The 22427-nt window shown below is 70.5% G+C and carries 24 protein-coding genes; 12 read left to right on the forward strand and 12 right to left on the reverse strand.

From position 1 onward, the window contains the following. Positions 1 to 118 precede the first annotated feature (118 nt). Complete coding sequence (locus ACWCO8_RS12125; RefSeq protein ID WP_451032165.1) at positions 119 to 562, forward strand: hypothetical protein; 444 nt, start codon at positions 119 to 121, stop codon at positions 560 to 562. A 10-nt stretch (positions 563 to 572) separates the two neighbouring features. Here ACWCO8_RS12125 and ACWCO8_RS12130 read toward each other — a convergent pair whose 3' ends face one another. After that, on the reverse strand, positions 573 to 1085 hold the full coding sequence (locus ACWCO8_RS12130) for an SseB family protein (protein WP_362005575.1): 513 nt from the start codon (positions 1083 to 1085) through the stop codon (positions 573 to 575). Between the two features lie 172 nt (positions 1086 to 1257). Between ACWCO8_RS12130 and ACWCO8_RS12135 the strand changes: the two genes are divergently transcribed. The 4 genes from ACWCO8_RS12135 (at position 1258) to ACWCO8_RS12150 (ending at position 5210) form a co-directional block, all read left to right on the forward strand. Continuing rightward, positions 1258 to 3087, forward strand: a complete 1830-nt coding sequence (locus ACWCO8_RS12135; RefSeq protein ID WP_362005573.1) for an acyl-CoA dehydrogenase — start codon at positions 1258 to 1260, stop codon at positions 3085 to 3087. Between the two features lie 157 nt (positions 3088 to 3244). Further along, positions 3245 to 4534: a M18 family aminopeptidase gene (locus ACWCO8_RS12140; RefSeq protein WP_362005571.1), complete on the forward strand. Its 1290-nt coding sequence runs from the start codon at positions 3245 to 3247 to the stop codon at positions 4532 to 4534. Positions 4535 to 4587: 53 nt separating this feature from the next. Further along, on the forward strand, positions 4588 to 4815 hold the full coding sequence (locus tag ACWCO8_RS12145) for a DUF6458 family protein (RefSeq protein WP_362005569.1): 228 nt from the start codon (positions 4588 to 4590) through the stop codon (positions 4813 to 4815). A gap of 50 nt (positions 4816 to 4865) precedes the next feature. Then, positions 4866 to 5210, forward strand: a complete 345-nt coding sequence (locus ACWCO8_RS12150; protein ID WP_451032166.1) for a hypothetical protein — start codon at positions 4866 to 4868, stop codon at positions 5208 to 5210. A 29-nt stretch (positions 5211 to 5239) separates the two neighbouring features. On the opposite strand, the gene ACWCO8_RS12155 is transcribed toward ACWCO8_RS12150, so the two are convergent. Together ACWCO8_RS12155 and ACWCO8_RS12160 are read right to left on the reverse strand one after the other, a co-directional pair. Then, entirely contained in the window at positions 5240 to 7051 is a 1812-nt protein-coding gene (locus ACWCO8_RS12155; RefSeq protein WP_451032167.1) for an NHL domain-containing thioredoxin family protein, read from the reverse strand. 103 nt (positions 7052 to 7154) lie between these two features. Next, positions 7155 to 7721, reverse strand: a complete 567-nt coding sequence (locus ACWCO8_RS12160) for a GNAT family N-acetyltransferase (RefSeq protein ID WP_451032168.1) — start codon at positions 7719 to 7721, stop codon at positions 7155 to 7157. Positions 7722 to 7782: 61 nt separating this feature from the next. Here ACWCO8_RS12160 and ACWCO8_RS12165 point away from each other — a divergent pair, with 61 nt between their 5' ends. Then, on the forward strand, positions 7783 to 8274 hold the full coding sequence (locus tag ACWCO8_RS12165) for an LURP-one-related/scramblase family protein (RefSeq protein WP_362005556.1): 492 nt from the start codon (positions 7783 to 7785) through the stop codon (positions 8272 to 8274). Positions 8275 to 8292: 18 nt separating this feature from the next. Here the strand turns inward: ACWCO8_RS12165 and ACWCO8_RS12170 are convergent, their stop codons facing one another. Continuing rightward, positions 8293 to 8460, reverse strand: a complete 168-nt coding sequence (locus ACWCO8_RS12170; protein ID WP_451032169.1) for a hypothetical protein — start codon at positions 8458 to 8460, stop codon at positions 8293 to 8295. A 223-nt stretch (positions 8461 to 8683) separates the two neighbouring features. On the opposite strand from ACWCO8_RS12170, the gene ACWCO8_RS12175 reads away from it, so the two are divergent. Continuing rightward, a complete protein-coding gene (locus ACWCO8_RS12175; protein WP_451032397.1) occupies positions 8684 to 9424 on the forward strand; it encodes a 2OG-Fe(II) oxygenase in 741 nt (246 codons plus the stop codon). A 6-nt stretch (positions 9425 to 9430) separates the two neighbouring features. Here the strand turns inward: ACWCO8_RS12175 and ACWCO8_RS12180 are convergent, their stop codons facing one another. Beyond that, positions 9431 to 10228, reverse strand: coding sequence for a carbon-nitrogen family hydrolase (locus ACWCO8_RS12180; RefSeq protein ID WP_451032170.1), 798 nt, complete (start codon positions 10226 to 10228; stop codon positions 9431 to 9433). Between the two features lie 174 nt (positions 10229 to 10402). On the opposite strand from ACWCO8_RS12180, the gene ACWCO8_RS12185 reads away from it, so the two are divergent. Beyond that, entirely contained in the window at positions 10403 to 11227 is an 825-nt protein-coding gene (locus tag ACWCO8_RS12185; protein WP_451032171.1) for a maleylpyruvate isomerase family mycothiol-dependent enzyme, read from the forward strand. A gap of 34 nt (positions 11228 to 11261) precedes the next feature. On the opposite strand, the gene ACWCO8_RS12190 is transcribed toward ACWCO8_RS12185, so the two are convergent. The 3 genes from ACWCO8_RS12190 to ACWCO8_RS12200 form a co-directional block, all read right to left on the reverse strand. Beyond that, positions 11262 to 12575 carry an MFS transporter gene (locus ACWCO8_RS12190; protein WP_451032172.1) on the reverse strand — a complete coding sequence of 438 codons (1314 nt, stop codon included), beginning with the start codon at positions 12573 to 12575 and terminating at the stop codon, positions 11262 to 11264. Beyond that, positions 12572 to 13213: a GntR family transcriptional regulator gene (locus ACWCO8_RS12195; RefSeq protein ID WP_362005545.1), complete on the reverse strand. Its 642-nt coding sequence runs from the start codon at positions 13211 to 13213 to the stop codon at positions 12572 to 12574. The genes ACWCO8_RS12190 and ACWCO8_RS12195 overlap by 4 nt, the downstream gene beginning before the upstream one ends. A gap of 87 nt (positions 13214 to 13300) precedes the next feature. Next, positions 13301 to 13753 (reverse strand): hypothetical protein, encoded by a 453-nt coding sequence (locus tag ACWCO8_RS12200; RefSeq protein WP_451032173.1) that lies wholly within the window; start codon positions 13751 to 13753, stop codon positions 13301 to 13303. 229 nt (positions 13754 to 13982) lie between these two features. Here ACWCO8_RS12200 and ACWCO8_RS12205 point away from each other — a divergent pair, with 229 nt between their 5' ends. Then, positions 13983 to 14192 (forward strand): hypothetical protein, encoded by a 210-nt coding sequence (locus ACWCO8_RS12205; RefSeq protein WP_451032174.1) that lies wholly within the window; start codon positions 13983 to 13985, stop codon positions 14190 to 14192. 95 nt (positions 14193 to 14287) lie between these two features. Here the strand turns inward: ACWCO8_RS12205 and ACWCO8_RS12210 are convergent, their stop codons facing one another. Genes ACWCO8_RS12210 through pdhA form a run of 3 tightly spaced genes read right to left on the reverse strand, consistent with a single transcriptional unit; the run spans position 14288 to position 17874 of the window. Further along, positions 14288 to 15676, reverse strand: a complete 1389-nt coding sequence (locus tag ACWCO8_RS12210; protein ID WP_451032398.1) for a dihydrolipoamide acetyltransferase family protein — start codon at positions 15674 to 15676, stop codon at positions 14288 to 14290. 39 nt (positions 15677 to 15715) lie between these two features. Beyond that, positions 15716 to 16696 carry an alpha-ketoacid dehydrogenase subunit beta gene (locus ACWCO8_RS12215; protein WP_451032175.1) on the reverse strand — a complete coding sequence of 327 codons (981 nt, stop codon included), beginning with the start codon at positions 16694 to 16696 and terminating at the stop codon, positions 15716 to 15718. A 2-nt stretch (positions 16697 to 16698) separates the two neighbouring features. Then, positions 16699 to 17874: a pyruvate dehydrogenase (acetyl-transferring) E1 component subunit alpha gene (gene pdhA / locus ACWCO8_RS12220; protein WP_451032176.1), complete on the reverse strand. Its 1176-nt coding sequence runs from the start codon at positions 17872 to 17874 to the stop codon at positions 16699 to 16701. A gap of 337 nt (positions 17875 to 18211) precedes the next feature. Between pdhA and ACWCO8_RS12225 the strand changes: the two genes are divergently transcribed. From ACWCO8_RS12225 to ACWCO8_RS12235, 3 genes are all read left to right on the forward strand, one after another. Next, positions 18212 to 18871, forward strand: a complete 660-nt coding sequence (locus ACWCO8_RS12225; RefSeq protein WP_361960018.1) for a response regulator transcription factor — start codon at positions 18212 to 18214, stop codon at positions 18869 to 18871. 136 nt (positions 18872 to 19007) lie between these two features. Continuing rightward, a complete protein-coding gene (locus ACWCO8_RS12230; RefSeq protein WP_451032177.1) occupies positions 19008 to 19424 on the forward strand; it encodes a pyridoxamine 5'-phosphate oxidase family protein in 417 nt (138 codons plus the stop codon). A 234-nt stretch (positions 19425 to 19658) separates the two neighbouring features. Continuing rightward, on the forward strand, positions 19659 to 20708 hold the full coding sequence (locus ACWCO8_RS12235) for a phosphotransferase (protein WP_451032399.1): 1050 nt from the start codon (positions 19659 to 19661) through the stop codon (positions 20706 to 20708). Positions 20709 to 20720: 12 nt separating this feature from the next. On the opposite strand, the gene ACWCO8_RS12240 is transcribed toward ACWCO8_RS12235, so the two are convergent. Beyond that, the gene (locus ACWCO8_RS12240; protein ID WP_451032178.1) at positions 20721 to 22307 is read right to left on the reverse strand and encodes a protein kinase domain-containing protein; all 1587 of its coding nucleotides are present in this window, start codon (positions 22305 to 22307) and stop codon (positions 20721 to 20723) included. Positions 22308 to 22427 lie beyond the last annotated feature (120 nt).

Raw genomic sequence — 22427 nt, forward strand, 5'->3', positions numbered from 1 at the left:
CATTCCCGGAGCCCGAAGGGCATCGGAAACGGGACATCAGGGTCATGACATGACGAAGGTCTAACCGGACGGCCGTCGCCCCAACCCAGGAGCCCTACGGCGCGTCCTACCGTGCGTGATGGAACTCTTCAACGTCGACGGCAACGACGACGAGTCGGCCGCTCCGCGCTCCGGCCCCTGGTGGAAGCACGTGCTCGCGACGGTCGTGGTCACCGTCTGCGGACTGGCCCTGGGATGGTTCGCCGCCACCTTCCGGTGGGGTCCGCCCGAATACGGCATCCCGGCCGCCGCGCCCGGCTCCCCCTGGGCGCTGCTCGCCGCCTGCGGGGCCGCCGGACTGGCCGCGGCCGGGCTGTTGCGCGGCGCCGCCGCGCGGTTCCCGCTCTACGCGCCCGGCCGGATCGGCTTCGTCCTGGTCTTCCTGGGCACCCGCCTCGCACTCGGCTTCCGGCCGGAGCCGGTGGAGCTGGCCGCGGGCGCCGGGCTCGCGCTGCTCGCCGCCGCGGGCTGGTGCGCGTTCGCCTGGCGCACGCACCGGGGCGCCCTGCCGAAGGAGGCGTAAAGGCCGGCGATCAGCCGTACATCCGCCGCATCGCGAAGTCGACCATCTGCTCCACGGCCTTGGCGTCGAAGACCATCCGGTGGTCGCCCTCCATGTCGAGGACGAAGCCGTAGCCGGTCGGGAGCAGGTCGATCACCTCGGCGCCCGTGATGACGAAGTACTTCGACTCCTTGCCCGCGTACCGCCGCAGCTCCTTGAGCGACGTGAACATGGGGATCACCGGCTGCTGGGTGTTGTGCAGGGCCAGGAAGCCGGGGTTGTCGCCGCGCGGGCAGTAGACCTTCGAGCCCGCGAAGATCTGCTGGAAGTCCTCGGCGGACAGGGAGCCGGTCGTGAAGGCCCGTACGGCGTCGGCGAGGGACGGCGGGGACGGCTCGGGGTAGAGCGGCGGCTGCTGGCCGTACCCCTGCCCCTGCATCCCGGGCATCCCGCCCTGCATGCCCGGCATCCCGCCCGCCATCGGCTGCTGGGGCGGCGGGGCGTACTGCTGCTGGGCACCCGGATTCTGCTCGTAGCCGTACATGGCGCACAGCCTAGCGAGTGGGGACCGTAGCGATTGTCGTCACAGATGACCGGATAGGGGTTGCTTCTTATTACCGGTGGGTAGCATCATCGGAGAGAGCATTAGCTACTCGCTGGTACTCGCCGCACGTGTACGAGGAACCTGCCTCCCCGATCCTTACGGAGCCGTCGCCATGGGGCACTACAAGTCGAATCTCCGCGACATCGAGTTCAACCTCTTCGAGGTGCTCGGGCGCGACAAGGTGTACGGCACCGGTCCGTTCGAGGAGATGGACGTCGAGACCGCCAAGAGCGTCCTGGAGGAGCTGACCCGCCTCTCCGAGAACGAGCTGGCCGAGTCCTTCGCCGACGCCGACCGGAACCCGCCGGTCTTCGACCCCGAGACCAACACCGCGCCCGTCCCGGCGAGCTTCAAGAAGTCGTACCAGGCCTTCATGGACTCCGAGTACTGGCGTCTCGGCCTGCCCGAGGAGATCGGCGGCACGACCTCCCCGCGCTCCCTGATCTGGGCCTACGCGGAGCTGATCCTCGGCGCGAACCCGGCCGTGTGGATGTACTCCTCCGGCCCGGCCTTCGCCGGCATCCTGCACAACGAGGGCAACGAGGCGCAGAAGAAGGTCGCGCAGATCGCCGTCGAGAAGCAGTGGGGCTCCACCATGGTCCTCACCGAGCCCGACGCGGGCTCGGACGTCGGCGCCGGCCGCACGAAGGCGGTCCAGCAGGAGGACGGCTCCTGGCACATCGAGGGCGTCAAGCGCTTCATCACGTCCGGTGAGCACGACATGTCGGAGAACATCCTCCACTACGTCCTCGCCCGCCCCGAGGGTGCCGGCCCCGGCACCAAGGGCCTCTCGCTCTTCCTCGTGCCGAAGTACCTGTTCGACTGGGAGACCGGCGAGCTGGGCGAGCGCAACGGCGTGTACGCGACGAACGTCGAGCACAAGATGGGCCTCAAGGCCTCCAACACGTGCGAGATGACCTTCGGCGACCAGCACCCCGCCAAGGGCTGGCTGATCGGCGACAAGCACGACGGCATCCGCCAGATGTTCCTCATCATCGAGTTCGCCCGCATGATGGTCGGCACGAAGGCGATCTCCACCCTCTCCACGGGCTACCTCAACGCCCTGGAGTACGCCAAGGAGCGCGTCCAGGGCACCGACCTGGCGAACTTCATGGACAAGGCCGCGCCCAAGGTCACCATCACGCACCACCCGGACGTCCGCCGCTCGCTGATGACGCAGAAGGCGTACGCCGAGGGCATGCGCTCCCTGGTTCTCCACACGGCCGCCGTGCAGGACGAGATCCAGCTCAAGGAGGCCGCGGGCGAGGACGCCAAGGCGCTCCACGGCCTGAACGACCTGCTGCTGCCGATCGTGAAGGGCTACGGCTCCGAGAAGGGCTACGAGCAGCTCGCGCAGTCGCTCCAGACCTTCGGCGGCTCCGGCTTCCTGCAGGAGTACCCGATCGAGCAGTACATCCGGGACGCCAAGATCGACACCCTCTACGAGGGCACCACGGCCATCCAGGGCCAGGACTTCTTCTTCCGCAAGATCGTCCGCGACCAGGGCGCGTCCCTGAACACGCTGGCCGAGGAGATCAAGAAGTTCCTCGCGGTCGGCACCGGCGGCGAGGAGCTGGCCGGCGCCCGCGACGCGCTCGCCAAGGCGGCTGTGGACCTGGAGGGCATCGTCGGCAAGATGCTCACCGACCTCACCGCGACCGGCGAGGACGTCAAGAACATCTACAAGGTCGGCCTCAACACGACCCGCCTGCTGATGGCCTCCGGTGATGTCGTCGTCGGCTACCTGCTCCTGAAGGGCGCGGCGGTCGCCGCCGAGAAGCTGGCCGCCGGCGCCTCCGCCAAGGACCAGGCCTTCTACGCCGGCAAGATCGCGGCCGCGAAGTTCTTCGCCGCGAACGTCCTGCCGGGCGTGGGCGCCGAGCGCGCGCTCGCCGAGGCGGTCGACGGCTCGCTGATGGACCTGGACGAGGCCGCGTTCTAGTCACCTAGACACGCACCGCGTCCAATGAGGAACGGCTCGCTCCCGGGGAGGGGAGTGGGCCGTTCCGCTTTACTGGAACGAGTCACCCCGCAGGAGGGGTTCGTTCCGTCTATCGGGGCCCCGGCGCCGTATTCCGGGGCGTGCGTAAGGTGAACCCATGACGAGCACCGCCCGCTTCGACCGCGGCCACACCGACGACCTCATGACGTTCCTGGCGGCTTCCCCGTCGCCGTACCACGCCGTGGCGAACGCCGCCGAGCGGCTGGAGAAGGCCGGCTTCCGCCAGGTCGAGGAGACCGCCGCCTGGGACGGCACTACCGGCGGCAAGTACGTGATCCGCGGCGGCGCTCTCATCGCCTGGTACGTACCGGAGGGCGCGTCCCCCCACACCCCGTACCGGATCGTCGGCGCCCACACCGACTCCCCCAACCTGCGCGTGAAGCCGCACCCCGACATGGGGACGCGCGGCTGGCGCCAGGTCTCCGTCGAGATCTACGGCGGGACGCTCCTCAACACCTGGCTCGACCGCGACCTGGGCCTCGCCGGCCGGCTCACCCTGCGGGACGGCAGCCACCACCTGGTGAACGTGGACCGCGCCGTGCTCCGCGTCCCGCAGCTCGCCATCCACCTCGACCGGCAGGCCAACGAGGGCCTCAAGCTGGAGCGGCAGCGCCACATGCAGCCGATCTGGGGCCTCGGCGAGGTCCACGAGGGCGACCTGATCCGCTTCGTCGCCGAGGAGGCGGGCGTCGACGCCGAGGACGTCGCCGGCTGGGACCTGATGGTCCACGCCATCGAGGCCCCCTCCTACCTGGGCCGCGACCGCGAACTCGTCGCGGGCCCGCGCATGGACAACCTGATCTCGGTCCACGCGGGCGTCGCCGCCCTGGCCGCCGTCGCGGGCCGCGCCGACCTCCCGTACATCCCGGTGCTCGCCGCCTTCGACCACGAGGAGAACGGCTCCGAGGCCGACACCGGCGCCCAGGGCCCCCTCCTCGGCAACGTCCTGGAGCGCTCGATCTACGCCCGGGGCGGCGCCTACGAGGACCGCGCCCGCGCCTTCGCCGCCTCCATCTGCCTCTCCTCCGACGTCGGCCACGCCGTCCACCCCAACTACGCGGAGCGCCACGACCCGACGCACCACCCGCGCCCCAACGGCGGCCCGATCCTCAAGGTCAACGTCAACCAGCGGTACGCCACGGACGGCGGCGGCCGGGCGGTCTGGGCGGCGGCCTGCGAGAAGGCCGGCGTGCCGTGGCAGACCTTCGTCTCCAACAACGACATGCCGTGCGGCACGACGATCGGCCCGATCACGGCGGCCCGTCACGGCATCAGCACGGTCGACATCGGCGTGGCCTGCCTCTCGATGCACAGCGCGCGCGAGCTGTGCGGCGCGGAGGACCCGTACCTGCTGGCGAACGCGCTGGTGGCGTTCCTGGAGGGATGACCGGCCGCATCCCGGGTACCCGATCCCAACTACCGCCTCAGGAGGTGGGATTCATGGGACTCGGAGGATGCATCATCCTCATCGCCGTCGGCGCGATCCTCACGTTCGCCACGGACTGGCAGCTCGAAGGCGTCAATCTCGACCTGGTGGGACTGATCATGATGGTGGTCGGTCTCATCGGTCTGGTGACCTTCACCAGCATCGCCCGGCGCCGACGGATCGTCGTTCCCCCGGCCGCCCCGACGGTCGTCGAACAGGAACAGCGCGACCGCGGCTACTGAGCCGCCGTACGAAACATCCGGGAAAGGTCCCTCCTGACAACGTCGGCCTCATGGATCGTCATGAGGGCCCACCCCGGGGGAAGTTCATCGGCTGCCTCGTCGTGGCCGTGCTGGTCGGCACGGCTGCGGCGGGCCTCGTCATCGCCGAGTACAACGAACGCCCGCCCTGGGGTACCGACATCGCCTACGAGGGCGGCTATCTGCAGGCCGTCCGCATCCGGAAGGCGGACCCGACCGGCGAGCGCGCCCGCGCGCTGCTGAACGGTGAGTGCGTGAGCATGGAGCGCACGGGGATGGGCGGCGACCGGGCCGTGCACGACCCGGCCGCCTGGGTCTCCGGGTGCCTGGACGGGGCGGCGGGCCGCCCGTCCAAGAACCAGGGGCTGGTGCACTAGGAGACGTTGGGCGGGCCGCCGGACTGGCGCTAGGAGGCGTCCATCCCGGCGAGGATGAGCGGAAGCCTGGAGGCCCCGGCTTCGGTGACCTTCACCGGAACCCCCCAGTCCTGCTGGTGCACATGGCAGGCCGGGTACTCGTTGGCCGGGTCGTCGTCGCAGGAGGCGGCCATCGCGGAGACGTGCAGGACGCCCTCGGTCAGGGCCGGGTTCAGTTCGAGCTCCCGGAAGAGGTCCGTTCCGGTGCCCTCGCCGTCGAGCAGCAGCTCGGGAGGGGTCGAGGAGACAAGCAGCCGGGTGGATGGGCCGTAACGCTCGTCCAGCTTCTGGCCGGTCGGCGCCTGGAAGACCACGTCGAGCCGGAGGCAGCCCGGGGCGACCTCGGTGGCCTCGCGCTGCGTACGGTGGGCGACCGCCTCGACCTGGACGGCCTCCTCGGGCAGCCGCAGCCGGGTGAGCCGGTGCCGGGCGGACTCGACGACCACGATCTCGTCGCCGACGAGCACGGCGTCGCTCGGCTCGCGCAGATCGGTGGCCAGCGTCGTGACCTCGCCGGTCGCGGGGTCGAAGCGGCGCAGGGCGTGGTTGTACGTGTCCGCGATCGCGACCGAGCCGTCGGGGAGGGCGGTCACGCCGAGCGGGTGCTGGAGCAGCGCCTGGTCGGCGGCGCCGTCGCGGTGGCCGAAGTCGAAGAGCCCGGTGCCGACGGCGGTGTGGACGGCGCCGTCGGTGTCGATCCAGCGGACGGCGCTGGTCTCGGAGTCGGCGATCCACAGCCGGTCCTCGGTGGCCGCGAGCCCCGAGGGCTGCGCGAACCAGGCCTCGTCGGCGGGCCCGTCGACGAGCCCCTCGTTGGTCGTGCCGGCCGCGACCTGGACCGTGCCGGTCTCCGGGTCGTACGTCCACACCTGGTGGACGCCGGCCATCGCGATCCACACCTTGCCCTGCCACCAGGCGACGTCCCACGGCGAGGAGAGGTCCACGTCGAGGGCGGGCCCGGAGGTCGGCGACCCCTGCCACCACTGCTTGCCGGTTCCGGCGATCCGCTCGATCAGACCGGTCGCGGGGTCGTACGTCCGCAGCGCGTGGTTCACGGTGTCGGCGACGACGACCTTGCCGTCGGGCAGCAGCGCGAGCCCCTGCGGCTCCCGGAACTCCCCGTCCCCGATCCGCCGCACGACGGTCTCCCCGTCGGCGTCGAGCTCGACGAGCTGATGCCGTGTGGTGTCGGAGACAAGGAAGTTCCCGCTCTCGAGCAGCACAGCCTTCCCAGGAAACCGCAGATCGGTAGCGACCGGCTCGGGCGGCACGTACGGCCCGTCCCCGCGCCGCAGCGTCCCCTTGGCCGCGTGCTCGGCCTCCAGCTCCTCGACGAGCGTCCGGATCGCGTTGGCATGCCCCTCACCCGCGTGCTGGGCGACGACGTACCCCTCGGGATCGATGACGACAAGCGTCGGCCACGCCCGTACGGCGTACTGCTTCCAGGTCGCGAGCTCCGGATCGTCGAGCACGGGGTGGTGCACCTCGTACCGCTCGACGGCATCGACGACGGCCTGATGCTCGGCCTCGTGCACGAACTTCGGCGAGTGCACCCCGACGATCACGAGCGTGTCGCGGTGCTTCTCCTCCAGGTCACGGAGCTCGTCGAGGACGTGGAGGCAGTTGATGCAGCAGAAGGTCCAAAAATCCAGGATCAGGATCTGGCCGCGGAAGTCGGCGAGCGTCAGCTCCTTCCCACCGGTGTTGATCCAGCCTCCCTTGCCGATCAGCTCGGGAGCACGGACACGGGCACGGCGGCGGGGCTCGGGCGCGGGGGTGGGCGCCGGGGCGGCATCGTTCATGCTTCAAGCTTGCCATCCGGGCGTGAAGGGCGGATCACGCGCATGTGGCGGGGTCAAGGAGCAGTCCTTCGACGCGGTCCCATCCGTACCTCGGAGGTCGGCGTCAGCGAACGGGTGGGCGGGGGTGGGTGGACCAGTGTTCGTCGGCGGTGATGCCCATCAGGACGAGGTCGTGGTAGGCGCCCGCGAAGAATTCGTGCTGGCGGAGGCGGCCCTCCTCGACGAAGCCGAGGGAGCGGTGGAGGGCGAGGGAGGCGTCGTTGAAGGCGTGGATCTCGACCTCGCACTTGTTGAAGCGGCGTTCGGCGAACATGTACGTGAGGGTGAGCGCGACGGCCTCCCTGGCGTAGCCCTTGCCGCGGTGTTCGCGGGTGATCTCGATGCCCGTCTTGAAGCGGCCCGCGCGGGTGTCGGTGTCGCCGACCGTCACGGATCCGGCGAAGGTCCCGTCGGTCAGGGTCTCGACGACCAGGCGGAACGCCTCGCCGCCCGGTTCGCGGCCGGCTCGTTCGGCGGTCCAGGCGCGGAAGCCCTCCGCCGAGCGCGGCGGCTCGACGAGGTCCGCGTTGCGTACGTCGACGGTGTCCTCGGCCAGCGCGCGGAAGCCTTCCCAGTCCTCCGACTCGACGCCCCGCAGGCGCACCTTCCGACCCACCCATATGTTGCTCATGGCGCCCCACGGTAGGGGCGGGACGGAGTGAAGCGCCTCCGAATTGGGAACGCATCCCGGCATGAAATATCTCGTACGGGACAAAATCTTCGCGATCGGCGACGACTACTGGATCGAGGACGAGCGCGGTCGGCACGCCTTCCTCGTCGACGGGAAGGCCCTGCGGCTGCGGGACACGCTGGAGCTGAAGGATCCGCTCGGGCAGGTCCTGGTCACGCTGCGGCAGAAGATGTTCAGCCTGCGGGACGCGATGACCATCGAGCGGGACGAGCGGCCGCTCGCCACCATCCGCAGGAAGCGGCTCTCGCTGCTCCGCAACCACTACCGGGTCACCCTCGTCGAAGGCACCGAGCTGGACGTCAGCGGGCGGATCCTGGACCGCGAGTTCACCGTCGAGTACGACGGCGAGCTCCTCGCCCACATCTCCCGGCAGTGGTTCCGCGTCCGCGACACGTACGCCGTGAACGTCGTCCGCGAGGACACCGACACGGCGCTCCTCATCGCCGTCGCGGTGTGCGTGATCCGCATGGCCGAGCGGGAGCGGGAGGACTAGGCAGTGTCTGACAAGTGATCACCTGGCCGGCTCGCGGCGCCAGAGGATCAGCGAGGCCAGGACGACTCCGACGCGGCAGCGGTCGGCGAGCTTGCCGAACCTGGTCGCGATCGCCCCTCCACCTGCGGCCCGCCTCCCGCCCCCTTCCGCCGCGTCGGGGGCGTCCTGCTTGCTTTGTGGGTTCACCCCCGTCTAATCTCGTCACTGTGACGATAATCGCTCAGCGGCCCCGCTCCCTGCGGGTGTTGACTCCAGGGGCCTCGATCCGCCGCCGCGCGCACGGCCGTGCCGTCGAGCACGAGCCCGGAGCCGTGCCGACGCGCGCACCAGCCGCCCGCCTGCACTGCAAACCCTCGAAGAGTTGCGGCCGAGGCGGCATCGACAATGACCTCAGGACGGATAAGTGAGCATGTTCGTAATGCCGGTAAATCCCTTCGACCTCTCCGAAGAAATGCTGAGCCGAATATCCGCCGATGACTCATGGGCCCCGACCGAGGCGGAGATCCCACACGTCGATGCCAGGGTGATTCGCCATTTCCTCACTCCGGCCGAAGTGGAGGCATTCGCGACCGAACTCGCTGCCCAGCGCTTTGCGCCGGTGGGTCTGGACGGCATCGCCGCCAACTACACAGAGGGAGATCCGGTCGGCTCGCTCCGTGCCACGGCCGAATCCGAAGTCTTGGCGGCAGAGTTCTACCGCAGACTGCGGACGTTTCTGCCGTTCGAAGTAGGACCGGACGATCCGACGGATTCAGACGGAAGGTCCTGGAAGCCGGCGTCCGTCAATCCGCGCATGCGCTTCATCAGGTACGAACACGGCGGATTTCTTGTCCCGCACTACGATTCGCCCTATTTCGCCCCCGACGGAACGCGAACTCACCTGACGGTCGTCGTCTACCTGTCGTACGAGGCAGTGGGCGGAGAAACGCGGTTCATCGCCGACAAGCAGAACGAACTTCCCTTTGCGCAACGCGACTTCTCGGACTGGCCCCGGCCGGCAGAGCCTGAGGAAATACTGAGCGCCCACCGCCCCGAACCGGGCGATGCGCTCCTCTTCTGGCATCGGACGCTTCACGACTCGGCCCCCCTTCTTGAGGGGACGAAAACAACCCTCAGAACCGACGTGCTCTACGAGCCGTGCTCCCCCTGACACTGCCTAGCGCCCCAACACCCTGTCCTTGAGCGCCGGGAACTGCTCCCTCGTCGTCGTCACCCGCGCCACGTCCAGCTCCACGCGCAGGATCTCCTCGTCCGGGCCCGCCTCCGCGAGGACCTCGCCCCAGGGGTCCACGACGATCGAGTGGCCCGCCTGTTCCACGCCCGCGTGAGTGCCGGCCGTGCCGCAGGCCAGCATGTAAGCCTGGTTCTCCACCGCCCGCGCCTGCGCGAGGAGCGTCCAGTGGGCGCGGCGGCGGGCCGGCCAGCCCGCCGGGACGACGAAGGCCTGGGCGCCCGCGTCCACCAGGCCCCGGAACAGCTCCGGGAAGCGCAGGTCGTAGCAGGTCGCCACACCAACGGTGAGGTCCGCAGCCGGGTCCGCGTCCGGGGCCGTGAACGTCACCAGCTCCTCGCCCGCCGCCATCATCACGGCCTCGCCCTTGTCGAAGCCGAAGCGGTGGATCTTGCGGTAGTGAGCGGCCAGGTCCCCGGTCGGGGAGAAGATCAGCGAGGTGTTGTAGAGGGCGCCCGCCGCCGCCTCGACGATCGAGCCCGCGTGCAGCCAGACCCCCGCGTCGCGCGCGGCCGCCGCCATCGCCTCGTACGTGGGACCGTGCAGCGGTTCCGACTCCGCCGCGAACAGCTCGTAGGCGAACGCGCCCATCGGCCACAGCTCCGGCAGGACCACGAGATCCGCGGCGCCGCGCTCCGCCCGTACCAGCTCGGCCACCCGCGCACGGCGCGAAACGACCGGTTCGTCCGGGTCTACTGCGATCTGGATGAGGGAGGCGCGCACACTACCACCGTCCTGGCATTCGAACCGTCAACACAGGCCTACGATCGTCACACGAAAGCACTGCCGGGGTGCCTTCGGGCAGCGTAACTTAGCGTCCGAGCCTCCCACGCAGTCTCCAGCCCGCCTGTCCGCTCGATCGTCAGCCCGTGCACCGCAGAACCGCCGAGGGGTCCCGTGACCGTCCATCCCAGCCTCCAGACCTACGCCGACGCCTGGACCCACTCCATCGAAGCGATAGCCGAGTTGGTGCAGCCGCTCGTGGAAGGCGAATGGAACCGCGCGACACCGTGCCCGGGCTGGTCGGTGCGCGACATCGTGTCCCATGTGATCGGCATGGAGTGCGAGATGCTGGGCGACCCGCGCCCCATCCACTCGCTGCCCCGCGATCTCTACCACGTACGCGGTGAGTTCTCCCGCTACATGGAGATGCAGGTCGATGTGCGCCGGCACCACACCGGCCCCGAGATGACCTCGGAGCTCGAGTACATCCTGATCCGCCGCGCCCGCCAGCTCCGCAACGAGAACCGGCAGCCCGACCACCTGATCCGCGCCCCCCTCGGCGCCGAGCAGACCCTGGAAGTGGCCTACCGGATGCGCGCCTTCGACGTCTGGGTGCACGAGCAGGACCTGCGGACCGCCCTCGGCAAGCCGGGCAACCTGGACTCCCCCGGCGCGCTCGTGGTCCGGGACAACCTGCTCGTGGGGCTGGCCAAGGTCGTCGCGAAGGACGCGGGCGCGCCCCCGAACTCGGCGGTCGTCGTCGACGTGCACGGGCCGGTGGAGTTCCTGCGGACGGTCCGGGTGGACGCGGAGGGCCGCGGCTCGGTCGACGGCGCGCCCTCGCTCGGCCCGGCGGTGACGCTGGCGCTCGACTGGGAGACGTACGTACGCCTCGCCTGCGGCCGGGTCCGGCCGGCGGCCGTCGCCGACCGGATCAAGATCGAGGGCGACACGGAGCTGGCCCAGGCCATCCTGGACAACTTCGCCGTGACTCCGTGAGGCCGGCCACGGCCTGAGGCGCGGGCAGGAGCTTCTACGCCGGTACGTGGACCGCCTCGACGCGGCTCGCCACCAGGCGTTCCTTCTCCCGCCGGGCCGTACGGGCCTTCAGCCGCAGGATCTGTACGACGCCCAGCGCCTCCAGGACGAAGACCGACGCGAAGGCGATCCGGTAGTTGTCGCCGGTGGCGTCGAGGAGGATGCCGACCGCGAGCAGCGTCGTCATCGAGGCGGTGAAACCACCCATGTTGACGATTCCGGAGGCCGTTCCCTGACGCTCCGGCGGGTTCGCCGGGCGGGCGAAGTCGAAGCCGATCATCGAGGCGGGCCCGCAGGCGCCGAGGACCGCGCAGAGCGTGATCAGGAGCCACATCGGCGCCCGGTCGGCGGGGTACGCGAGGGTGGCGCCCCACACCAGCGCGGTCGCCGCGACCGTGCCGAGGGCGAGCGGGGCGCGGGCGGTGTGGTGCCGGGCGATGATCTGCCCGTACGCGAGGCCCACCACCATGTTGGAGAGCACGACCAGCGTCAGCAGCTCCCCGGCGACGCCCCGCGAGAGGCCCTGGGCCTCGACCAGGAACGGCAGGCCCCACAGGAGCAGGAACACCATCGCCGGGAACTGGGTCGTGAAGTGCACCCACATGCCGAGCCGGGTGCCGGGCTCCCGCCAGGACTCGGTGATCTGACGGCGGACGAACGCGGCCCCGGCGTGCGGCGCGGGCGGCGGTTCGTGGCCCTCGGGGTGGTCCTTGAGGAAGAGCAGCAGCAGGACGAGGACGACGACGCCCGCGATCGAGCTGCCGACGAACGTGGTCGTCCAGCCGAGGTCGTGCAGGGCGCGGGCGATGAAGATCGTCGAGACGAGGTTGCCGGCCATCCCGAAGAGCGCGGCGACCTGGGCGATGAGCGGGCCGCGCCGGGCGGGGAACCAGCGGGTGCCGAGCCGCAGCACGCTGATGAAGGTCATCGCGTCTCCGCAGCCGAGCAGTGCGCGGGCGGCGAGTGCGGTGCCGTACGAGGGGGAGAGCGCGAAGCCCAGCTGGCCGACGGTGAAGAGCACGACGCCGATGGTCAGCACCTTCTTGGTGCCGAGCCGGTCGACCATCAGGCCGACGGGTATCTGCATGCCGGCGTAGACCAGCAGCTGGAGTATGGAGAAGGTGGAGAGCGCGGAGGCGTTGACGTCGAAGCGGTCGGCGGCGTCGAGTCCGGCGACGCCCAGGGACGTACGGAAGATGACGGCGACGAAGTAGACGCCTACACCGACGCCCCAGACGAGGGCGGCGCGCCGGCCGCCGGGCGGGTCGCCGGGGAGGGTGACGGCGGAACCGTATCCGTCGCGGCTCACCTCGCCTCACCCCGGACCAGGACCTTGACCCAGCTCAGGTGCTGGCGGACGCAGTGGGCCGCGCCCTCCGTGTCACCGGCCTTGATCCGCTCCAGGATCTCGGCGTGCTCGGTGATGTTCTTGGCGATCCGGTCGGGCTGGGACTGCATGACGGCGACGCCCATCCGCAGCTGACGGTCGCGCAGCTGGTCGTAGAGGCGGGCGAGGATCTGGTTGCCGGCGTACTTGACGATCTCCGCGTGGAAGCAGCGGTCGGTGGCGGCGACCTCGGCGAGGTCCCCGGCCTCGGCGCGCCGCTTCTGCTCCTCCAGGAGCTCTTCGAGCCGCTCGACGAGCGCGGCGGAGGCGGGGACGGCCCGGCGGACGGCGAACTCCTCGACGAGCAGCCGGGTCTCGACGACGTCGGCGATCTCCTGCGCGGAGACCGCGAGGACGAGGGCGCCCTTCTTGGGGTAGAGCTTGAGCAGCCCTTCCATCTCCAGCTTCAGCAGCGCTTCCCGTACGGGGGTGCGGGAGACCCCGACGGCCTGGGCGAGTTCGCCCTCGGTGAGCAGCGTCCCTCCCTCGTAGCGGCGGTCGAGGACGGCCTGCTTGACGTGCATGTAGACGCGGTCGGCCGCGGGAGGCGCTGATGGCATGCGCACAGCATAGATACAACAGGGGTGCAACAGGCAGGCCCGTCCGCGATGCGGACGGGCCTGTCCGGCGCGAGGGCTCCGAAGCCGTCAGCCGCCGATCGGGACGTAGCCGGACCAGCTGGTGGCCGCCGAGTTCGCGGCGTCGGCGCCGTTGCGGACCGCCACGCGGAAGTTGACCTTGCCGTCCTCGCGCATGTCGTAGTTGCACACGCCCGGGTTCGCGTCGGCGCCCGCGGTGTAGTGGCACTCGCCGCTGCGTCCGTAGTCGGTGTACCACTCGGCGACAACCCGCAGGCCGTCGGCCTTGTAGTCGTCCATCGTGAACTTGTCCCCGTACGAGGAGAAACAGCCCCGCCCGGCGGCCGTGCCGTTGGTGTAGATGGTCGCGCAGAGCGTGTAGTCGGCAGCCGCGGAGGCGTCGGCGGGCTGCGCCACCTGTATGTCGGTCTCCGCGGGCTGCGCCGCCTGCGCGGGGGCGGAGAGGGCGAGGACGCTGGAGATGCCGGCGACGGCGGCCAGTGCGGCGAATCGAATCTTCAAGGTCTTTCCTCCGTTGGGCGAATGGGGTGGAACTGCCTTGCGATTCCGAACGCTAACGGCGAACTCCCGCCCCCTGAGGGCCAAGTGGGGGCAACCTGTCGTCTTCCCGCCAGTCACAACCGACTAGGACAGGTGGCCGAAAGAACCTGTACAGAAGGGCATGTGGAAGCGGTTACCGTGGCCGTAATCGCCAAGACCCGGGGGCTGCGGAAGCAGGAGGACACTAGGCGTGCACGACACCGTGGACAACCAGTACATCGTCGCGTTGCTCGTACGGGGGTGGAGCGACGATCGCATCTCCCGCACTCTTGCCCTGAGCAAACGAACCGTCCAGCGACGGGTGCGTCAGCTCATGCAGGAGTACGGCTGCTCGAGCCGGTTCGCGCTCGGCTTCGCACTCGGCCTCCGGGCCGTCCCGCGACGCGCGGTCAGCAGGTAGCGCAGGGCGTCGTCGTACGGATGCACGAAACGCCCGGCCGGGGGACCGCATCGTCCCCGACCGGGCGTTTCACGTGAAACATCCCAACTGAACTCTTACGCCCAGGTGATGAGCCTCTTCGGCTGCTCCAGGATCGCCGCGATGTCCGCGAGGAACTTGGAGCCCAGTTCGCCGTCGACCAGACGGTGGTCGAAGGAGAGGGCCAGCGTGGTGACCTGACGCGGCTTCACCTTGCCCTTGTGGACCCAGGGCTGGAGCTTGATCGCGCCGACCGCGAGGATCGCGGACTCACCCGGGTTCAGGATGGGCGTACCGGTGTCGACGCCGAAGACGCCGACGTTGGTGATGGTGAACGTGCCGCCCTGCATCGCCGCCGGGGTCGTCTTGCCGTCGCGGGCGGTGGCGACCAGCTCGCTCAGGGACGTCGACAGCTCGGGCAGGGTCTGGGCGTGCGCGTCCTTGATGTTCGGCACGATCAGACCGCGCGGGGTGGCCGCGGCGATGCCCAGGTTGACGTAGTGCTTGAGCACGATCTCCTGGTTCGCCTCGTCCCAGGCCGCGTTGATCTCCGGGTTGCGCCGGACGGCGACCAGGACGGCCTTGGCGATGAGGAGCAGCGGGTTGACCCGCAGGCCCGCCATGTCCTTGTCGGACTTGAGCTCCTCGACCAGCTTCATGGTGCGCGTGATGTCGAAGGTCACGAACTCGGTGACGTGCGGCGCGGTGAAGGCCGAGCCGACCATCGCCGCCGCCGTGGCCTTCCGTACGCCCTTGATGGGGGTACGCGTCTCCCGGGCGCCCACCTCGACGGGCACGGCCACGGGAGCCGGGGCCGCCACCGGGGCCTGGACCGCCGGGGCCGGGGCCGGAGCCGCAGGGACAGCCGCCGGGGCCGCTGCCGGAGCGGCCGCCGCGTGGACGTCCTCGCGGGTGATGATCCCGTCCGGGCCGGTCGGGGTGACCGTCGCCAGGTCCACGCCCAGGTCCTTGGCCAGCTTCCGCACCGGGGGCTTGGCCAGCGGGCGGGTGGCGGTCGCGGTGGAGCCGCCGTGCCCGTTGAGCTCGCCCTGGATCGCGGCGGCGGCCTGCGCGGGCACGGGCGCGCCCTTGCGCGCCCGGCGCTTGGTCGAGCTCGCGGCCACGCCGTAGCCGACCAGGACCGGCTGCCGGCCCTGCGGCTCCTCGTCCTCGGCGACGGGAGCCGGTGCTTCCACGACGGGAGCCGGGGCCTCCGCCGCCACGGGGGCGGCGGCGGGCGCCTCTCCGCCCACGTTCACCGAGATGATGACCTGGCCGACGTCGACCGTCGTGCCCTCGGGGAAGCGCAGTTCGTGGACCGTGCCGTCGAACGGGATCGGCAGCTCGACGGCCGCCTTCGCCGTCTCGACCTCGCACACGACCTGACCGTCGGCGACCGTGTCGCCCGGCTGGACGTACCACTTGAGGATCTCGGCCTCGGTGAGGCCCTCGCCCACGTCGGGCATTTTGAATTCGCGGATCGTCACGATGCTCTCCTCAGCCCGTCAGTACGCCAGCGAGCGGTCGACGGCGTCGAGCACGCGGTCCAGACCCGGCAGGTACTCCTCCTCCAGGCGCGCCGGCGGATACGGCGCGTGGTAGCCGCCGACCCGCAGGACGGGGGCCTCCAGGTGGTAGAAGCAGCGCTCGGTGATCCGGGCGGCGATCTCCGCGCCGGAGCCGTAGAAGACCGGGGCCTCGTGGACCACGACCAGGCGGCGGGTCTTCTCGACCGAGGTCTGGATGGTGTCGAAGTCGATCGGGGACATCGAGCGCAGGTCCAGGACCTCCACCGACTTGCCCTCCTCCTGGGCGGCCGCGGCGGCCTCCAGGCAGACCTTCACCATCGGGCCGTACGCGGCGAGCGTGAGGTCCGCGCCTTCGCGGGCGACGCGGGCCTTGTGCAGCTCGCCCGGGATCGCGTCGGTGTCGACCTCGCTCTTGTCCCAGTAGCGGCGCTTGGGCTCGAAGAAGATGACCGGGTCGTCGCTCTGGATGGCCTGCTGGAGCATCCAGTACGCGTCCGAAGAGGTGGACGGCGAGACGACCTTGAGGCCGGGGACGTGCGCGAAGAGCGCCTCGGGGGACTCCGAGTGGTGCTCGACGGCGCCGATGCCACCGCCGTACGGGATCCGGATGACGACCGGCAGCTTGATCTTGCCGAGCGCGCGGGCGTGCATCTTGGCGAGCTGCGTGACGATCTGGTCGTACGCGGGGAAGACGAAACCGTCGAACTGGATCTCGACGACGGGCCGGTAGCCGCGCAGGGCCAGACCGATCGCGGTGCCGACGATGCCCGACTCGGCGAGCGGGGTGTCGATGACCCGGTCCTCGCCGAAGTCCTTCTGCAGACCGTCGGTGACCCGGAAGACGCCGCCGAGCTTGCCGACGTCCTCGCCCATGATGAGGACCTTGGGGTCGTTCTCCAGGGCCGTGCGGAGCGATTCGTTGATCGCCTTGGCCAGGGGAAGCTTCTGAACAGCCATGATTACTCGGCCCCTCCGTCCGCGAACGACGCCTGGTAGGCGGCGAACTGCGCGCGCTCCTCGTCGACGAGCGCGTGGCCGTCGGCGTAGACATTCTCGAAGATCGCCATGTGGTCCGGGTCGGGCATGGCACGGACGGCCTCGCGGACGCGCTTGCCGAGCGTCTCGCTCTCCGTCTCCAGGGCCTCGAAGAAGGCCGCGTCGGCGTGACCCTCGCGCTCCAGGTAGGCCTTGAGCCGCAGGATCGGGTCCTTCGCCTCCCAGGCCTCGCGCTCCTCGTCGGCGCGGTACTTGGTCGGGTCGTCGGAGGTGGTGTGGGCGCCCATGCGGTAGGTGAACGCCTCGACGAGGGTCGGGCCCTCGCCCCGGCGGGCGCGCTCGAGAGCCGAGCGGGTGACGGCCAGGCAGGCGAGGACGTCGTTGCCGTCGACCCGGACGCCGGGGAAGCCGAAGCCCTGCGCGCGCTGGTAGAGCGGCACACGGGTCTGCTTCTCGGTGGGCTCGGAGATCGCCCACTGGTTGTTCTGGCAGAAGAACACGACGGGCGCGTTGTAGACCGCGGAGAAGGTGAAGGACTCGGCGACGTCACCCTGACTGGACGCGCCGTCACCGAAGTACGCGATCACGGCCGAGTCCGCGCCGTCCTTGGCGACGCCCATGGCGTAGCCGGTGGCGTGCAGGGTCTGCGAGCCGATGACGATCGTGTACAGGTGGAAGTTGTTGGTGTTGGGGTCCCAGCCACCGTGGTTCACACCGCGGAACATGCCGAGCAGGTTCGTCGGGTCGACCCCGCGACACCAGGCGACACCGTGCTCCCGGTACGTCGGGAAGACGTAGTCGTCGTCGCGAAGAGCGCGGCCGGAGCCGATCTGCGCGGCCTCCTGGCCGAGCAGCGAGGCCCACAGGCCCAGCTCGCCCTGGCGCTGCAGGGCGGTGGCCTCGGCGTCGAAGCGGCGGGTGAGCACCATGTCGCGGTAGAGGCCGCGCAGCTCGTCGGCGCTCAGGTCGATGTCGTACTCGGGGTGCTGGACGCGCTCCCCTTCGGGCGTCAGCAGCTGTACGAGCTCGGGCTCGGAAGTCTGGGACTTCTTGGCGCTGGCGGCGCTGGCGCCGGCCGTGCGCTTGGTGCCGCTGCTGCGTCGCGTCGTCTTGCGCGCGGCAGTGCTCTCCACGGTCACGTGCGTACTCCTCCGTCGGTCCGGCCCCCGGGGTTGCCGGGAAAGGCCAGTGCGGCTCGCCTTGTCCGGACGCGCGCACGGGGTGGGTGCGACTCGGCCGGGTCAGGCGTGACAGGTGCCCCGGCGAGCGCCCTGTCATAGGCACGTTACCCACTGCTTCGCATTACTGCGAAACCCCATTTGACCTGCGATTTTGCTTGGATTTCCAAGTAAATCGAGAAATGTGGGAACAGTAGCTGGTCAGCGCACTGGCAACAGCCTCGCAGGCCGCCGGAACACCGGCACGTTATCCCGCACACCCCGGGCACGGGAAGAGCCAATATGTGAGACTGGGTGGGTGCGCGAAGATGGAAAAATCCGGGTATTTCTGCTGGACGACCACGAAGTCGTCCGGCGCGGCGTCCACGAGCTGCTCTCCGTGGAGGACGACATCGAGGTGGTCGGGGAGGCGGGCACGGCGGCCGACGCCCTCGTCAGGATCCCCGCGACCCGGCCCGACGTGGCCGTGCTCGACGTGCGGCTGCCGGACGGCAGCGGCGTCGAGGTCTGCCGCGAGGTGCGTTCGCAGAACGAGGACATCAAGTGCCTGATGCTCACCTCGTACGCCGATGACGAGGCACTTTTCGACGCGATCATGGCCGGGGCCTCGGGTTATGTCCTCAAGGCCATTCGCGGGAACGAACTGCTTTCGGCTGTACGGGACGTGGCGGCGGGCAAGTCGCTGCTCGATCCGGTCGCGACCGCCCGCGTCCTGGAGCGACTGCGGGACGGAAACAACCCCAAGGGTGACGACAAGCTCGCCAATCTGACGGAACAGGAGCGCAAGATCCTGGATCTGATCGGCGAGGGCCTGACCAACCGGGCCATCGGCGAACGGCTCCACCTGGCAGAGAAGACCATCAAGAACTACGTCTCCAGCCTGCTGTCGAAGCTGGGCATGGAGCGCCGTTCGCAGGCCGCGGCGTACGTGGCCCGCATGCAGGCCGAACGGCACTGAGCGCGCCGGTGACCCCCTCGCGGGGTCACCCGTTCGGCCTGACCCGGTGCGGGCCCCGATTCGGGACCTACGTCCCCGGTGAACCGGGGCAGGCGCCCCTTTCCCGGTGCGGTGCCGGTGGCGGAGAGTGGAAGCCATGTCCACCGAGGAGATCCGCGCCATCGAGCTGCTGAACCGCGTCTCGTACGGCCGGGTGGCGACGAGCATGCGCGCGATGCCGTTCGTCGCCCCCGCCCGCCACATCGTGGCCGACGGCTGTGTACTGATCCGCATGCACCGGGGCCTCGGCTACCACCGGGCCTGCGCGGGCAGCGTCGTCGCCTACGGCGCGGACAACTTCAACTCGGGCGCCGAGAACCTGTGGTCCGTGCAGTTCACCGGCTACGCCGAGGTCGTCGAACCGACCGAGGAGCAGCTCACCGCGTTCGGCGCGAGCCCGCAGGTGGTGGACGACGACCCCTTCGAGCCGATCTACCTGCGGATCGAGCCGCAGTTCGTGACCGTGCACCAGCTGGACTACACCACGGAGCGACATCTCCAGCACGTAGCGTGATCTAACATTTGGGGGGTGCCGCGCTCATTTGAAACCCTCGCTCCGCCCGTCGGCGCCGTCCCGCTCGCTCCGCCCGTCGGCGCCTCCCCGCCGGCCCCCGTCCCGCTCGCCCCGCGCGGCAGCCATTCCGTGCTCGCCCCACGTGTCGGCGACGCCCCGCTCGCCGCCTCCGGCGCCTCCCCGTTCACCGGACTCTCCGGCGCCTCCCCGTTCGTGCCCGTCGTCGGCGCCTCCATGCTCGCCCAGCGGGGCGGCGAGGCCGTCCTCGCGCCCCGCGGCGCCGTCACCCCCGCCCCGCCCGTCCGTGACCTGCTGCGGCGCTACCGGGAGGCCGGTGAGCCGCTCTCCTGCGAGCCCGTCACGCAGGGCCTGCTGAATCGGGGCTACCGCCTCTTCACCACCCGCGGCGCCTACTTCCTCAAGCAGCACCTCGACGCCCCGACCGCCGACCGGGACACCATCAGCCGCCAGCACCGCGCCACCCAGCGCCTGCACGCCCTCGGCCTGCCCGTCGCCCCGCCTCTCGCCGACTCCGCAGGCCGCACGGTCGCCGTCATCGGCGGCCGCTGCTACGCCCTGCACCCCTGGGTCGACGGCCGCCACCGCGACGGCGCCCAGCTCTCCACGGGCGGTTCGCGGCGCCTCGGCGCGCTCCTCGGGCACGTCCACACCTGCCTGGAGCAGGTGATGGAGTCGCCGCCGCCCGGCGCCGGGCACGAGAGCGCCCGCCCCGAGGACACCCTCCGCGTCATCGACGAGCTCCTGCGCCTCGCCCGCGCCCACCGGCCCCGCACCGGCTTCGACGCGCTCGCCGAGCACCGGCTGCTCGAACGCCGGTGGCTGCTCGCCGAGCACGCCCACCGCCGCCCTCCGCCCGCCGCCTCGGCCGGCTGGGTGCACGGCGACTTCCACCCGCTGAACCTGCTCTACCGGGGCGCCGAACCGGCCGCGATCGTCGACTGGGACCGCCTCGGCGTCCAGCCCAGGGCCGAGGAGGCCGTCAGGGCCGCCGCCATCTTCTTCGTACGACCGGCGGGCGAGCTGGCGCTCGGGAAGGTACGGGCGTACGCGCGGGCCTACCGGCGTGCGGCCGGCGCGGACGCGGCGGAGCTGGCGTCGGCGGTGCACCGGGTGTGGTGGGAGCGGCTCAACGACTTCTGGATACTGCGCTGGCGCTACCAGCTCCACGACCGAAGGGCCGACCCACAGTTTCCTGCGGTGTCGGCCCTGGCGGTGTGGTGGACCCGCGAGTACGAGGCGGTACGCGACGCGTTCGCGGGGTGACTCCGGCCTGTCCTACGGGGTCAAGCCGGTGCCGCGCGTCGCGGGCTGCCCGGTGCTCCCCTGCACGGTGTTGTCCGGCGGGTCCGTGGGGTCGCCCGACGGCGTGCCGGTCGGATCGCCCGTCGGGTCGCCCGTGTTGCCGCCGTCGTCCGAACCGTCGTCCGTCGGCGTCGGCTTCGTGGTCGGCGGGGTCGTCTGGGGCGTCGTCGGCGGCGTCGTCTGGGGAGTGGTCGGAGGCTTCGTCCACGGCTGCTCGTTGCCGCCGTTCGACGTCGTGTCCGGCTCCTGGGTGTCCTGGCTCTGCTCCTCCGACGGCGTCGGCGACTCCGCGGACGGGGTCGGCGACTGCGTGATCGGCGTCGTCGGCTTGTCGCTGTCCGCCTGACCGGCCTTGTCGAGCGCGTACACGACACCCGCCACGATCGCGATCATCGCGAGCGACAGGAACAGCAGCACCTTGCCGCGGCCGCCCTTCCGGCCCTTCCCGCCGTACCCGTCCTGGCCGTAGCCGCCGTGGCCGCCGTCGTATCCGCCGTCGTCCGGGTTCATCGGGGGCAGGAGCGGGCGCTGCGCGGTCTCGTGGTGCATCGGGTGCCCCATCGCCGTCGTCGCCGCGACGCCGCCGACCGGGGTGTGACCGCCCTCGTGCATCTCCACCGGGCCGGTGTTCCACGTGCCCGTGTGGCCGCCCGCCTGCTGGAGCATCTGCAGGCCGTACTGGATGAGCCCGCGCATCTCCTCGGCGCTCTGGAACCGGTCGTCCGGGTCCTTCGCCAGCGAGCGCATCACGAGCCCGTCGAGCTCCGGCGGCGAGGGGTGGGCGACCTCGGACGGCGGGACCGGGATGTCCTGGACGTGCTGGTAGACCACCGAGAGCGGGGTCTCGCCGGTGAACGGGGGCCGCAGCGCGAGGAGTTCGTACAGCAGACAGCCGGTGGCGTACAGGTCGGAGCGGTGGTCCACGGCCTTGCCGAGGGCCTGCTCGGGGGAGAGGTACTGCGGCGTGCCCATGACCATGCCGGTCTGGGTCATCGTCGACTGCGCGCCGTGCAGGGCGCGGGCGATGCCGAAGTCCATGACCTTCACCGCGCCGCCGTGCGTGATGATCACGTTCGCCGGCTTGATGTCGCGGTGCACGATGCCGTGCTGGTGCGAGTAGGCGAGCGCCTCCAGGACCCCGGAGACGATGATCAGGGCCTGCTCGGGGCCCGGCGCCTCGGCGCTGATCAGCAGGTCGCGGATGGTGCGGCCCTCGACCAACTCCATCACGATGTACGGCACGGAGTGGCCGCCGACGAGGTCCTCGCCGGAGTCGTACACCGCGACGATCGCGTGGTGGTTGAGGCCGGCGACCGACTGCGCCTCGCGCGTGAAGCGGGCCTTGGAGACCGGGTCCTCGGCGAGGTCGGAGCGGAGCAGCTTGACGGCGACCGTGCGGCCCAGGCGCACGTCCTCGGCCGCGAACACCTCCGCCATGCCGCCGCGCCCGAGGCGGTGGGTCAGCCGGTACCGTCCGTCACCGACCACTCCGCCGACGCCCCAGGACTCCGCGGCGGCGCCCGACAGGCCGCCGCCGCCTGCTTCGGATTCGGGTGCCATCAGTCCTCGCCGTCGTCTGTCAGTCGTGTGGAGCCGTTCCGTCGTCACGCTACAGGCTTCGTCCGACACCACGGTCCGAGTGGACCGGCCATCCAACCTCCCGCGTGTACACCCATGCAA

Source organism: Streptomyces sp. NPDC001927, from assembly GCF_053594455.1.

What these genes read in the sequence shown, in the direction of transcription:
- ACWCO8_RS12125 (WP_451032165.1), top strand. Translation starts at nt 119, where the DNA reads ATGGAACTCTTCAACGTCGACGGCAACGACGACGAGTCGGCCGCTCCG.
- ACWCO8_RS12130 (WP_362005575.1), bottom strand. Translation starts at nt 1,085, where the DNA reads ATGTACGGCTACGAGCAGAATCCGGGTGCCCAGCAGCAGTACGCCCCG.
- ACWCO8_RS12135 (WP_362005573.1), top strand. Translation starts at nt 1,258, where the DNA reads ATGGGGCACTACAAGTCGAATCTCCGCGACATCGAGTTCAACCTCTTC.
- ACWCO8_RS12140 (WP_362005571.1), top strand. Translation starts at nt 3,245, where the DNA reads ATGACGAGCACCGCCCGCTTCGACCGCGGCCACACCGACGACCTCATG.
- ACWCO8_RS12145 (WP_362005569.1), top strand. Translation starts at nt 4,588, where the DNA reads ATGGGACTCGGAGGATGCATCATCCTCATCGCCGTCGGCGCGATCCTC.
- ACWCO8_RS12150 (WP_451032166.1), top strand. Translation starts at nt 4,866, where the DNA reads ATGGATCGTCATGAGGGCCCACCCCGGGGGAAGTTCATCGGCTGCCTC.
- ACWCO8_RS12155 (WP_451032167.1), bottom strand. Translation starts at nt 7,051, where the DNA reads ATGAACGATGCCGCCCCGGCGCCCACCCCCGCGCCCGAGCCCCGCCGC.
- ACWCO8_RS12160 (WP_451032168.1), bottom strand. Translation starts at nt 7,721, where the DNA reads ATGAGCAACATATGGGTGGGTCGGAAGGTGCGCCTGCGGGGCGTCGAG.
- ACWCO8_RS12165 (WP_362005556.1), top strand. Translation starts at nt 7,783, where the DNA reads ATGAAATATCTCGTACGGGACAAAATCTTCGCGATCGGCGACGACTAC.
- ACWCO8_RS12175 (WP_451032397.1), top strand. Translation starts at nt 8,684, where the DNA reads ATGTTCGTAATGCCGGTAAATCCCTTCGACCTCTCCGAAGAAATGCTG.
- ACWCO8_RS12195 (WP_362005545.1), bottom strand. Translation starts at nt 13,213, where the DNA reads ATGCCATCAGCGCCTCCCGCGGCCGACCGCGTCTACATGCACGTCAAG.
- ACWCO8_RS12210 (WP_451032398.1), bottom strand. Translation starts at nt 15,676, where the DNA reads ATGCCCGACGTGGGCGAGGGCCTCACCGAGGCCGAGATCCTCAAGTGG.
- ACWCO8_RS12215 (WP_451032175.1), bottom strand. Translation starts at nt 16,696, where the DNA reads ATGGCTGTTCAGAAGCTTCCCCTGGCCAAGGCGATCAACGAATCGCTC.
- ACWCO8_RS12230 (WP_451032177.1), top strand. Translation starts at nt 19,008, where the DNA reads ATGTCCACCGAGGAGATCCGCGCCATCGAGCTGCTGAACCGCGTCTCG.
- ACWCO8_RS12235 (WP_451032399.1), top strand. Translation starts at nt 19,659, where the DNA reads ATGCTCGCCCAGCGGGGCGGCGAGGCCGTCCTCGCGCCCCGCGGCGCC.
- ACWCO8_RS12240 (WP_451032178.1), bottom strand. Translation starts at nt 22,307, where the DNA reads ATGGCACCCGAATCCGAAGCAGGCGGCGGCGGCCTGTCGGGCGCCGCC.